Genomic DNA, 12,391 nt, shown 5'->3' on the forward strand with positions numbered 1-12,391 from the left:
GTTTCACCGTGACTGTCACTGACCTGGTGTCGTACGAGGACGCGCTCGCGTCCTACGACCCCGTCATGGGCCTCGAAGTCCATGTCGAGCTCGGCACCAAGACGAAGATGTTCTGCGGCTGCTCCACGGAGCTGAAGCAGGACGCCAACTCGCAGACCTGCCCGGTCTGTCTCGGACTGCCCGGCGCCCTGCCGGTCGTCAACGAGATCGGCGTGGAGTCGGCCATCAAGATCGGTCTCGCGCTCCACTGCGAGATCGCCGAGTGGTGCCGATTCGCCCGGAAGAACTACTTCTATCCGGACATGCCGAAGAACTTCCAGACCTCCCAGTACGACGAGCCGATCGCCTTCGACGGCTATCTGGACGTCCAGCTGGAGGACGGCGAGATCTTCCGGGTGCAGATCGAGCGCGCCCACATGGAGGAGGACACCGGCAAGTCGACGCACGTCGGCGGCGCCACCGGCCGTATCCACGGCGCGTCCCACTCCCTGCTCGACTACAACCGGGCCGGCATCCCGCTCATCGAGATCGTCACGAAGCCGATCGAGGGAGCCGGCGCGCGTGCCCCCGAGGTCGCCAAGGCGTACGTCGCCGAGCTCCGCGAGCTGATCAAGGCCCTCGGGGTCTCCGAGGCCCGCATGGAGATGGGCCAGATGCGCTGCGACGTCAACCTGTCGCTGCGCCCGCACGGCCGCGAGGCGTTCGGTACCCGCTCCGAGACGAAGAACGTGAACTCGCTGCGTTCCGTCGAGAGGGCCGCGCGCTTCGAGATCCAGCGGCACGCCGCCGTGCTGTCCTCGGGCGGCACCATCGTGCAGGAGACCCGGCACTTCCACGAGGAGGACGGCTCCACCACGGCCGGCCGCATCAAGGACAACGCCGAGGACTACCGCTACTTCCCCGAGCCGGACCTGGTGCCCGTCGCGCCCGCGCGCGACTGGGTCGAGGAGCTGCGCAAGGGCCTCCCCGAGCTTCCCCGGCTGCGCCGGGCGCGGCTCAAGGAGGAGTGGGGCGTCAGCGAGCACGACATGCAGTCCATCCTCAACGCGGGCGCGGTCGACCTGATCGTCGCCACGACCGAGGCGGGCGCACCCTCGGACCAGGCCCGCAAGTGGTGGATGGGCGAGCTGGCCCGTAACGCCAACGAGACCGGCCGCGGTCTGGACGAGCTGCCGATCACCCCGGCGCAGGTCGCCCGGGTGGCCGCGCTCGTCGCCGCGGGCGACCTCAACGACAAGCTGGCCCGCCAGGTCATCGAGGGTGTCCTCGCGGGCGAGGGCGACCCGGACACCGTCGTCGAGAAGCGCGGCCTGAAGGTCGTCTCCGACGAGGGCGCGCTGTCCACGGCCGTGGACGAGGCCATCGCGGGCAACGCGGCCATCGCGGACAAGATCCGCGGCGGCAAGGTCGCGGCGGCGGGCGCGCTCGTCGGCGCGGTCATGAAGGCCACCCGTGGCCAGGCGGACGCGGCACGCGTGCGCGAGCTGATCCTGGAGAAGCTCGGCGTCGAGGGCTGACACCCGCGGTCCCGTCCACCGAGCACGTCCCGCGAAGGGGCGGTGCGCCCGCGCAGTGCGGGCGCACCGCCCCTTCGCGGGCTTGGACTTCCGGTACGGACTCTTGGACGTTCACCGCCGGTCCGTACGCAGTCCTTCCCGGCGCCACCCGGGCTGACTAGCTTCCCGGCTGTAACCACCGGAACCGGGAGGCTCTTTTGACCACGGACATGTCACGGCGACGGCTCTTCGCGCTGGGCGGCGGCGCACTCGGCGCCGCTGCGGCCGGATCGTTCCTGCCGCCCTCGCTCCAGGCCGCCATCGCCGCGCAGCCCGCCCACGCGGGGTCCGGCGGGGGAGGCCTCGGCTCCATCAAGCACGTGGTGATCCTGATGCAGGAGAACCGTTCCTTCGACCACTACTTCGGCACCCTGCGCGGCGTACGCGGCTTCGGCGACCGCAACGCCATCGAGCTGCCCACCGGCGGGACGGTGTTCGAGCAGCCCGCCGCGGCCGGCTCCACCGTGCTGCCCTTCCCGGTGCGCGGAGCGGCCGAGGAGCAGAAGAAGGACCTCCAGTACATCGGCGCCCTCGACCACTCCTGGAACGGCGGCGCGAAGGCCTGGGGCGGCGGCTGGATGAACGGCTGGATCAGCGCGAAGACCGCGGCCACGATGGCGTACTACGACCGCCGCGACATCCCGCTCCACTACGAGCTGGCCGACACCTTCACCGTCTGCGACGCCTACCACTCCTCCGTCCACACCTCCACCAGCCCCAACCGCAACCACCTCTGGAGCGGGAAGACCGGCTTCGAGCCGAACGGGAAGCGGGCCGTCGGCAACGACGCGTACAACGAGGGCACCCACCCCGGCTACGACTGGTCCACCTACGCCGAGCGGCTGGAGAAGGCCGGGCGCAGCTGGCGGACGTACACCGAGTGGGAGAACTTCACCGACAACCAGATCGAGTTCTACGCCACCTTCAAGGCGATCGCCCGCAAGGCGCTCGCCAGGACCGGCGGGCACACCTACATGGAGGCCTTCTACGCGAAGGTCCGGGGCGCGTCCGAGACCGAGCGCGTCCGGCTCCTCGGGCTGCTGGAGGAGGGCGTCGCCACCCTCACCCGGAGCGAGCGCAGCCTGTTCGAGCGGGGGCTGCGCCGGGTGCCGACGGGGACGCTGGCGGACGAGTTCGCCAAGGACGTCGCGGCCGGAACGCTCCCCGAGGTCTCCTACCTGGTCCCCTCGGCGATCGACTCCGAGCACCCGAGCGTCTCCTCACCGGTGCACAGTGCCACCGTCGTCTACAAGATCCTCGACGCGCTCGGCAACCACCCCGACGTGTGGCGGCACACCGCCGTACTGATCAACTACGACGAGAACGACGGCTTCTTCGACCACGTCCCGCCGCCCGTCGCACCCCCCGAGGTCACCGACGAACAGTGGGAGGGCCGGCCCACCGGGCTCGGGATCCGGGTGCCGCTGCTGGTCGTCTCGCCGTGGACCGTCGGCGGGTACGTCTGCTCCGAGGTCTTCGACCACACCTCCGTCATCCGCTTCCTGGAGCGCTGGACCGGTGTGCGGGAACCCAACATCAGCGACTGGCGGCGGCGCGTCACCGGCGATCTCACCTCCGCCTTCGACTTCACCCGGGCCCGGCGGCAGCCCGCCGTCGAGCGGCCGGGGGCGATCCCGCCGCTGAGCGGACGCTGGCAGCCGAAGCCGCCCGCCGTCCAGCATCTCCCCGCGCAGGAGCCCGGCGCACGCCCGGCGCGCCCGCTGCCGTACCAGCCGGACGCCCGGGCGAGGCGGTCCGGCGACACGCTGCGGGTGGAGCTCACCAACACCGGCAGGTCCTCGGCGCACTTCACCCTCTACCCGTACGCGGGCGAGTTCCCGGCCCCGCAGCACAAGGACGTCCCCGACACCGCGCACTGGACCGTCCCGCTGACGCGGGAGGCGTACCGCTTCACGGTCACCGGGCCCAACGGCTTCCGGCGCGAGTTCGCCGGACCGGCCGACGGAGGGGCGGAGGTCGCCACCCGTATCGACCACCGCGACCGCGACCTGCACCTCACCCTGCGCAACACCGGCCGCCGGACCCTGACCTTCCTGGTGCGGCCGCTCGGCTATGTCGACGAGGACGACGTACGGGACTGGACCCGCCGCGTCACGGTCAAGCCGGGCCGCAGCCGGGCGCTCGCGCACTCGGCGGCCGACGCCCACGGCTGGTACGACCTCGCCGTCACCGTCGACGGGGAGGACGGCTTCCGGCGGCGGCTCATGGGCCACATCGAGAACGGCCGGGCGAGCGTCTCGGGCTGACCGACAGCAGCGGCCGCCGGGCCTGGTCTGTCCCGTACAAGGGGCAGATCAGGCCCTGTGACCATGGCCACGAAACGGACAAAGGATCACGTTCTGCTGACAGAGTGGCGGTCTCAGGTCATGAGACGTTTGCGGGCAGATCACGTTATCTGCGGGTAAAGGTCCACGAACCCGCAGGGAGCTCATCCGTTGGCTGCCATCGCCCGCTGGTGCATCAGGCACCGCCTCGTCGCCGTCCTCATCTGGCTCGCCGCCCTCGGCGGGACCGCCGCCGCGGCAGGCTTCGCGGGTTCGGCGTACTCCAACGACTACGAGGTCCCCGGCACCGAGTCCGGCCGGGCCACCGAACTCCTCTCCCGCGGCTTCACCGACCTCGGCGGCGACACCGACACCGTCGTCTGGCACACCACCGGCTCCACGGTCCGGGCCGCCGACGTCGAGCAGACCATGACCCGGACGCTCCACGCGATCGAGGAGCTGCCGGGCGTCGGCGCGGTCACCGGCCCGTACGGGGGCACCGGCCCCGGCCAGATCAGCGAGGACGGCCACACCGCCTACGCCACGGTCACCTTCGACCGCCCCGCCGACGAGATCCCCGCCTCCCAGGCCCGCGCCCTCGTCGACACCGCGAAGGGAGCCGAGGCCGACGGGCTCCGGGTCGAGCTGGGCGGCACCGCCGTCGCCCTCACCGAAGCGCCCTCCGTCCACCTCGCCGAGGGCATCGGCGTCGTCGTCGCGGCCGTCGTGCTCTTCCTCGCCTTCGGCTCGCTCGCCGCCAGCCTGCTGCCCATCGCCACCGCCCTGGTCTCCGTGGGCACCGCCTACGCGGGCACCGTGCTGCTCGGCCACCTGATGACCGTGGCGGACTTCGCCCCGATGCTCGGCATGCTCATCGGGCTCGGCGTGGGCATCGACTACGCCCTGTTCATCGTCACCCGGCACCGCAGAGGGCTGCGGCGCGGGATGTCCGTCGACGAGGCCGCGCAGAACGCCGTCACGACCACCGGCCGCGCCGTCGTCTTCGCCGGGGCCACCGTCTGCATCGCCCTGCTCGGCATGCTGATCCTGCGGCTCGGCTTCCTCAACGGCGTCGCCATCGCCGCCTCGCTCACCGTCGTCCTCACCGTGCTGGCCTCGGTGACCCTGCTGCCCGCGCTGCTCTCCCTCATCGGGACGCGGGCGCTCAGCCGCCGCGAGCGGCGACAGCTCGCCGAACACGGGCCGCGGCCCGAGCTGCCCACCGGCTTCGCCGCCCGCTGGTCCGCGTTCGTGGAGCGGCACCCCAAGCTGCTCGGGGGCATCGCGGCCGTCGTCATGGTGGTGCTCGCCCTGCCCGCCCTCGGCCTCCACCTGGGCACCTCCGACCAGGGCAACAACCCGGCCACCGCCACCACCCGGCAGGCATACGACCTGATCGCCGACGGCTTCGGGCCCGGTGTCAACGGCCCCCTCACGATCGCCGCCGAGCTCGACGGCGCGGACGACCGGCTCGCCCTGGACTCGCTGCCCGGCAAGCTGCGCACCACCGAAGGCGTCGCGTCCGTCGGCCCGGTCACGTACAACAGCGCCGGCGACACCGCGTTCCTCACCGTGGTCCCCGACTCGTCGCCCCAGTCGCAGGACACCAGCGAGCTGGTCGACCGGATCCGGGACGACGTGCTGCCGCCGGTCCGGGACGCCACCTCGCTTCAGGCCCACGTCGGCGGGGTGACGGCGAGCTACGACGACTTCGCCGAGATCATCGTCGGGAAACTGCCGCTCTTCGTCGGGGTCGTCATCTCACTCGGCTGTCTGCTCCTCCTCCTGGCGTTCCGCTCCATCGGCATCCCGCTCAAGGCCGCCGTGATGAACGTGGCCGCCGTCGCCTCGTCCTTCGGCGTCGTCGTGGCCGTCTTCCAGTGGGGCTGGGGGAGCGAGCTGCTCGGCCTCGGCAGCGCGGGGCCCATCGAACCCTTCCTCCCCGTGATCATGGTCTCGGTCCTCTTCGGCCTCTCCATGGACTACCAGGTCTTCCTGGTCGGCCGGATGTACGAGGAGTGGCTGGAGACCGGCGACAACCGGCGGGCCGTACGGGTCGGCCTCGCCGAGACCGGCCGGGTCATCAACTCCGCCGCCGTGATCATGATCTCCGTCTTCCTCGCCTTCGTGCTCAGCGGCGACCGGGTCATCGCCATGTTCGGCATCGCGCTGGCCACCGCCGTCGCCCTGGACGCCTTCGTGCTGCGCACCCTGCTCGTGCCCGCCCTGATGCACATGCTCGGCGGGGCGAACTGGTGGCTGCCGGGCTGGCTGGACAAGCGGCTGCCCAGGATCAGCATCGAGCCGCCCGACTGCGTGCCGCTCGGTGCCCGGATCCCGGAGCCACGCGGTACGGGTGCCGGAGAGGGCGCCGGACCGGTGACGGCCCGGCCATCCGGGGAGGAGCGCGATGTTCGCCGTGTCGCCGGGTGACGACCGGGCTCCGAGATCTGGTCCGTCCTCGCCCCGGAATGGCGGGCCCGGCCCGGGCGCTGAGCCCCGGCGCGGTCCGCGGCGTTAAGGGGGCTCTCATCCGGGCCGCCTAGCGTGCGGCGCATGAACACCACCCCCTCCAAGACGACGACCCCGACCCCGACCACCCCGCCCGCCGGGACGACCGACCCCGCCGAGGGCACCGCCGACGCCGTCACGGAGGAGGCGACCGCGCAGGACTCCCTGGTGAAGGACCCGGCGGAGGACTCCGCGGCCAAGGACACCACCGGCACACCGTCAGACGCGACGGACCCCGGAACGGCCCCCGACGACCTCGCCGGGCAGGCCGAGGGCGAGGCCGGGGACGACGACGACGTCCTGGAGCCCGACCCCTTCGAGGAAGCCCGCCACGGCGTCGGCGCGGGCGCGGCGGCCGTCGTCTCCGCCGCCCTCGGCATCGTCGCCCTGACCGGCGCGTGGTCCGGCCGGGTCGCCGCCGAGCGCGAGACGCTCATCGGCCAGATCCAGACCTCCGGCGGCGGCAGCGCGGCCCAGCAGATCTCCGAGATCTACGGGGACGCCTGGCACACCACCGCCCTGGTCAACGGCGTCTTCGCCGTCCTGGCCCTGCTCGTCGGCGTCTTCGTCCTGGTCCGCCCCGCCTTCGGCACCCCCTCCGGGCGCCCGCAGCCCACCTGGGTCCGCGCGGTCGCCCTGGCCGGAGTCGCCCTCGGCGTCCTCGGTGTGCTGATCTCCGCGGGCATGTACCTCGACCTCTTCGTCCCCCTGCCCACCGCGGGCACCCCGGCCGGCGGCTGAGCCGGGGCGCACCCCCGTACGGCACGGTCTAAGGCCCCCGCCCACCCCTCGGACACCCGAGGCCCGGCCCTAAGGCCCCCACCACCGCGAAGATGCGGAACTCGCCCGATGCGGCACCCCCTCCTGGCCGACGACAGTGGACCCACAGCGGACACAGGGACCCGGCCGACCCGGCCCGGCACCCCTCAGGTCCGCTGCCACGACCAGGAACCAGGGGCCCACCATGTACGAGTACGAGCTCTACCGCTCCACCTCCGCCGAGCTGATCCGCCGGGCCGACGCCGAGCGGGAGATCGGCCGGGCCCGCCTCGCCCGCCGGGCCGCCCGCCGCTCCGGACGCGGTGATCCCGAAGGGAAGGTGGTGGAGGGCGACCGCGCCCGCTTCGCCCCGGCCGCCTGACGGTGTCCGGGACCGGGCGCACCACGGCACCGGTCGCCGGTCCCGCCGACGCCCCCGCGGCATCGGGCGCGGCGGGCCCGGACCGCGCCGGGATCATGATCACCGTCCGCGAAAAGCCTCCCGCCGGCTCGTACGCGTATGCGATGCTCGGCGGCGTGGAGACCAGGTCAGTCAGCCCCGTGTTCATCGGGCGCGCCGAGGAGTTCGCCGCGCTCACCGAGGCGCTCGCGCGGGCCGCGTCCGGCGACCCGCAGGCACTGCTGATCGGCGGCGAGGCAGGCGTCGGCAAGACCCGCCTGGTCGAGCGGTTCGTCACGGCGGCCGAACGGCGCGGCGCCGTCGTCGCCGTCGGGTCCTGCGTCGAGATCGGGGCCGACGGACTGCCGTTCGCCCCCTTCCCCACCGCCCTGCGCGCCCTGCGCCGGGACCTGCCCGAGGAGATGGCCGCCGCCTGCGCCGGCCAGGAGGGCGAGCTGGCCCGGCTCCTGCCCGAACTGGGCGAGGTCCACCGGGACACGACCGACGAGCACAGCATCGCCCGCCTCTTCGAACTCACCGTAAGGCTGCTGGAACGGATCTCCGCCGAACGCGTGGTCGTCCTCGTCCTGGAGGACCTGCACTGGGCGGACGCCTCCACCCGGCACCTGCTCGCCTACCTCTTCCGCACCCTGGGCAGCGGCCGCCTCATGGTCGTCGGCACCTACCGCGCCGACGACATCCACCGCCGCCACCCCCTGCGGCCGCTCCTCGCCGAGCTGGACCGGCTGCGCACCGTCACCCGCGTCGAGCTCGACCGGTTCAGCCACGACGAGGTCGGCCGCCAGCTCGCCGGCATCCTGGCCGAGACCCCCGAGGCCGCACTCGTCGACGAGATCTTCGAACGCTCCGACGGCAACGCCTTCTTCGTCGAGGAGCTGGCCCGCTCCCTGGAGTGCTGCGGCGACAGCTCCGGCCTGACCGAATCGCTCCGCGACCTCCTGCTCGTCCGCGTGGAGGCGCTCCCCGAGCACGCCCAGCGGATCGCCAGGCTGGTCGCCGAGGGCGGCTCCTTCGTCGAACACGAACTGCTGGCCACCGTCGCCGGACTGGGCGAGGACGACCTCGACGAGGCCCTGCGCGCGGCCGTCGGCGCCAACCTGCTGCAACCGGCTCCCGACAACGACGGCTACCGCTTCCGGCACTCCCTGGTCCGCGAGGCCGTCAGCGACGATCTGCTGCCCGGTGAACGCACCCGCGTCAACCGCCGGTACGCCGAAGCGCTGGAAGCCGATCCCTCGCTCGTCCGGGACGACGAACGCGCCACCCGCCTCGCCAGCTACTGGTACGCCGCCCACGACGCCGCCAAGGCCCTGCCCGCCGTGCTCCGGGCCGCCGTCGAGGCCCGCCGCCGCTACGCCTACTCCGAGCAACTGAGACTGCTGGAACGGGCGATGGAGCTCTGGGACGACGTCCCCGACGCGGTGCTCGCCACCCTGCGCCCCTTCGACTACGCCGAGGTCTACCCGGCGTCCGGCTGCGACCCGGAGAACACCCCGCTGCGCTACCTGGACGTCATGGCCGAGGCCACCGTCGCCGCCCACTTCGGCGGTGACCGCAAACGCGCCCTGGCCATCTCGAAGAAGGCGATGCGGGTCCTGGCGTCCGAGGCCGACCCGCTGCGCGAGGCCTGGTTCTGGGTCCAGCGCAGCCGGCTGATGCAGGGGCTCGACAAGGGGGACGGCTGGGAGGAGCTGGCCACCGCGCAGGAACTGGTGCGCGGACTGCCGCCGTCCCCGGTGCAGGCCGACGTCCTGACCAACGTGGCCAGTTGGCGGGCGCTGCACCAGCCGGGCCCGCAGGCGCTCGCCGACAGCGACCGCGCGGTGGAGTACGCCCGGCTCGTCGGCGACGAGTACATCGAGCTGCACGCCCGCCTCACCCGGGGCTGGCTCACCGCGGACGCGGGCGGCGTCGAGGACGGCCTCGCCGAGATGTACGCGGTCCGGGACCGTGCCGAGAAGCTGCACCTGATGAACCTGCTGGGCCGGGTCAGCGTCAACCTGCCCTCCTCGCTCGAAGCGATGGGCCGCTCGCTGGAGGCCGTCGCCGCCGCCGACCACGGCATCGAGATCTGCCACAGCCACGGACTGGCCGACTCCGGGGCCTGGGTGTACGCCAACCAGGCGCAATCCCTGTTCTCCCTGGGACACTGGGCCCAGAGCGAGGCCGCCGCCGCGTCCGCCGGCCGTCTCGCCCTGGCCTCCAAGGCGAAGGGGCTCGCCGCCCTGCGTCGTACCGAACTGGCCGTCGCCCGCGGAGACTTCGCCGAGGCGGAGGAACTGCTCGCCCTGGCCCGCAAGCACTTCGGCCAGCGCGACCCGCAGCCCCAGCACCTGATCGCCCCCGTCCGGCACACCATGCTGCTGGCCGCATCGCAGGGCCGGCTCGCCGAGGCGCGGGCCGTGTTCGAGGAACTGGCCCGGCACGGCTTCCCGCCCGGCACCCAGCGCTACGCCCTGCCGCTGCTCCAGACCGCCGCCATGATCGAGGCGGACGCCCGGGGGCTGCCCGCCGCCGAACCGGACCGCCCGGAGCTGCTCGCGCTGATCCGCCGGTGCGTGAAGAGCCTGCCGATGCTCGTCCCCGTGTGGGCGGCCCACGGCGTCCTCATCGACGCGGAGCTGGCCCGCGCGGAGGGCACGGACACCCCCGGTCACTGGGCGCGCGCCGCCGAGGCCTTCGGTCCGCTGAGCCGCCCCTACGAACTGGCCCAGATCCACCGCCGCTGGGCGGAGTCCCTGCTCATCGCCCCCGGCGACCGGTCCACCGCCACGGTCCTGCTGCACCGCGCCCGGGAGGCCGCGCACCGGCTCGGCGCGCGCCCGCTCGCCGAGGCGGTCGAACAGCTGGCGGCCCGCGCCCGCATCCCCCTGGACGGCCCCGGCGCTCCATCCGGCCCCGACGCCGAGATCCACCCGGCCGTCCTGACCGCCGTGTCCGCCGCAGGGAGCCCCGAGGGGAGGTCGGCCGACGAACAGGACCCCGCCATCGCCGCCGTGGCGTCCTTCGGGCTCACCCCGCGCGAGCAGGACGTTCACCGGCTGGTCGCGGCCGGGCACACCAACCGCAGGATCGCCGAGGAGCTGTTCATCTCGCCGAAGACCGCGAGCGTGCACGTCTCCAACATCCTGGCCAAGCTCGGCGTCTCCAGCCGCGGCGAGGCGGCCGCCCTCGCCCACCGCCTCCGCCTCTACCCGGCCGCGTAGGCCTCGGTCACGCCCCTGCGTCTACGTCCCGGGCTCCTCCTCCGCGCGCCGCTCGGGCCCGCTCACCGGCTTCCCGGCTCTCGGCCGGTCCAGGACGGCGTCCTGCTCGGGCGCGGCCGGAAGCATGCGGCCGTTCGGGGGCCCGGCGGCGGCGTCCGAGGGCATACGGGGAGCGGTTTCCGCGGCCGGGGCGCGGACGGTCACCTTCCCCGAGGTCAGGTCTATCGGCCCCCGGTCCGGATCGCCGACGCCGAGATCCACCCGGCTCAGCTCCAGCCGCCGCCGCTCGTCCGAGGTGTGCTTGCGCCCCGGGGCGAACAGCTCCTCGAAGAAATTGAACACGGGCCGTGCTCCCTCCGACATGCCGCACGGGCGGTCGGCTACTCCACCTCCACCTCAAGGACCCTGTCGTCCCCGGGCTTCGGCGTGCCCCGTCCGTCCGTGTTGCTGGTGACCAGCCACAGACGGTCGCTCCCCGCACTCACCACGGTGCGCAGGCGGCCGTGCTTCTCCTCCAGGAACGACTGGGGGTCCGCATAAGGTTCCTCCGCCTTCTCGCCGGACAGCGGAATGCGCCAGAGCCGCTCGCCGCGCAGCCCGGCCATCCAGATCGAGCCCTTCGCGTAGGCGATTCCGCTGGGGGAGGCCTCGGAGGTCTTCCACTGGGCCACCGGGTCGATGAACCCGTCCTCGCCCTCCCGGCCCTCGACCTCGGGCCAGCCGTAGTTCCCGCCGGGCTCGATCAGATTCAGCTCGTCCCAGGTGTTCTGGCCGAACTCGGCGGCCCACAGCCGCTTCTCCTTGTCCCAGGCGAGTCCCTGAACATTGCGGTGGCCGTACGAATACACCACCGAGTCCGCCTCCGGATTGCCGTGCACCGGCTCGCCGTCGGGGGTCATCCGCAGGATCTTGCCCGCCAGCGACTCCTTGTCCTGGGCCAGCCCGGTGTCCCCGGTCTCGCCCGTGCCCGCGTACAGCATCTTGTCCGGGCCGAACGCGATCCGGCCGCCGTTGTGGATGCTGCCCTTGGGGATGCCGCGCAGGACGGTGTCCGGGGCCCCCAGCTGCTGTCCCGCCGGGCGCTTCTCGTCGTAACTCATGCGGACGATCCGGTTGTCGGACGTGGTGGTGAAGTAGGCGTACACCAGCTGGTCCGCGCCGAACGTGGAGGAGACGGCGAGCCCGAGCAGCCCGCCCTCGCCGGCCGGGGCCACCCCGGGCACCGAGCCGAGCAGCGTCCGCTTCCCGCTCCCGCCGTCGATCCGGTGGACCGTGCCCTCGTCGCGCGAGGACACCAGCAGGTCACCGCCCGGCAGCGCGGCCAGGCCCCAGGGCGACTTCAGCCCCTCGGTCAGCGTCGAGACCACCTTCGCCGAGCCCTTCGCGGGCGGCAGATCCGCCGACCGGCTCGGCGAGGCCGGAGGAGCGGAGTCCCCGGAAGCGCTCGGGGAACCCGCGGGCCGCCCGGACGAACCACCGTCCCCGCCGGAACACGCGGCGGACAGCAGCAGGGCGGCCGACGCCAGCAGGGCCACCACCCCCCTGCGCGTCGCCGGGGACTGCACAGGTCCGAACAGAGCACCACGCACGGAACCGATCCTTTCGACGGTTGCCTGACTACCTGTTCCTACACCGCGGCCGGCCCAGGAGTTC

8 protein-coding genes are annotated in these 12,391 nt (G+C 73.0%); 6 read left to right on the top strand and 2 right to left on the bottom strand.

Annotated elements, in window-relative coordinates; genetic code table 11:
- Positions 1 to 8: 8 nt before the first annotated feature.
- The 6 genes from gatB to PSQ21_RS26435 all read left to right on the top strand — a co-directional run bounded on the left by gatB (position 9) and on the right by PSQ21_RS26435 (position 10,738).
- Positions 9 to 1,517 (top strand): Asp-tRNA(Asn)/Glu-tRNA(Gln) amidotransferase subunit GatB, encoded by a 1,509-nt coding sequence (gene gatB / locus PSQ21_RS26410; RefSeq protein WP_274033578.1) that lies wholly within the window; start codon positions 9 to 11, stop codon positions 1,515 to 1,517.
- Between the two features lie 197 nt (positions 1,518 to 1,714).
- Positions 1,715 to 3,823, top strand: coding sequence for a phosphocholine-specific phospholipase C (locus PSQ21_RS26415; protein ID WP_274033579.1), 2,109 nt, complete (start codon positions 1,715 to 1,717; stop codon positions 3,821 to 3,823).
- A 189-nt stretch (positions 3,824 to 4,012) separates the two neighbouring features.
- Positions 4,013 to 6,274 carry an MMPL family transporter gene (locus PSQ21_RS26420; protein ID WP_274033580.1) on the top strand — a complete coding sequence of 754 codons (2,262 nt, stop codon included), beginning with the start codon at positions 4,013 to 4,015 and terminating at the stop codon, positions 6,272 to 6,274.
- 123 nt (positions 6,275 to 6,397) lie between these two features.
- Positions 6,398 to 7,093, top strand: a complete 696-nt coding sequence (locus PSQ21_RS26425; RefSeq protein WP_274033581.1) for a hypothetical protein — start codon at positions 6,398 to 6,400, stop codon at positions 7,091 to 7,093.
- Between the two features lie 223 nt (positions 7,094 to 7,316).
- On the top strand, positions 7,317 to 7,493 hold the full coding sequence (locus PSQ21_RS26430; protein ID WP_274033583.1) for a hypothetical protein: 177 nt from the start codon (positions 7,317 to 7,319) through the stop codon (positions 7,491 to 7,493).
- Positions 7,494 to 7,588: 95 nt separating this feature from the next.
- A complete protein-coding gene (locus tag PSQ21_RS26435; protein ID WP_274035948.1) occupies positions 7,589 to 10,738 on the top strand; it encodes a helix-turn-helix transcriptional regulator in 3,150 nt (1,049 codons plus the stop codon).
- Positions 10,739 to 10,759: 21 nt separating this feature from the next.
- On the opposite strand, the gene PSQ21_RS26440 is transcribed toward PSQ21_RS26435, so the two are convergent.
- Both PSQ21_RS26440 and PSQ21_RS26445 read right to left on the bottom strand, forming a co-directional pair.
- Positions 10,760 to 11,080, bottom strand: a complete 321-nt coding sequence (locus PSQ21_RS26440; RefSeq protein ID WP_274033585.1) for a DUF6191 domain-containing protein — start codon at positions 11,078 to 11,080, stop codon at positions 10,760 to 10,762.
- Between the two features lie 38 nt (positions 11,081 to 11,118).
- Positions 11,119 to 12,327: a PQQ-dependent sugar dehydrogenase gene (locus tag PSQ21_RS26445; RefSeq protein ID WP_274033587.1), complete on the bottom strand. Its 1,209-nt coding sequence runs from the start codon at positions 12,325 to 12,327 to the stop codon at positions 11,119 to 11,121.
- Positions 12,328 to 12,391: the final 64 nt, after the last annotated feature.

Origin of the sequence: Streptomyces sp. MMBL 11-1 (assembly GCF_028622875.1) — a bacterium.
Lineage (GTDB): Bacteria > Actinomycetota > Actinomycetes > Streptomycetales > Streptomycetaceae > Streptomyces.

Coding starts and splice junctions, on each gene's coding strand:
- PSQ21_RS26425 (WP_274033581.1), top strand. CDS start 6,398: ATGAACACCACCCCCTCCAAGACGACGACCCCGACCCCGACCACCCCG.
- PSQ21_RS26430 (WP_274033583.1), top strand. CDS start 7,317: ATGTACGAGTACGAGCTCTACCGCTCCACCTCCGCCGAGCTGATCCGC.
- PSQ21_RS26435 (WP_274035948.1), top strand. CDS start 7,589: ATGATCACCGTCCGCGAAAAGCCTCCCGCCGGCTCGTACGCGTATGCG.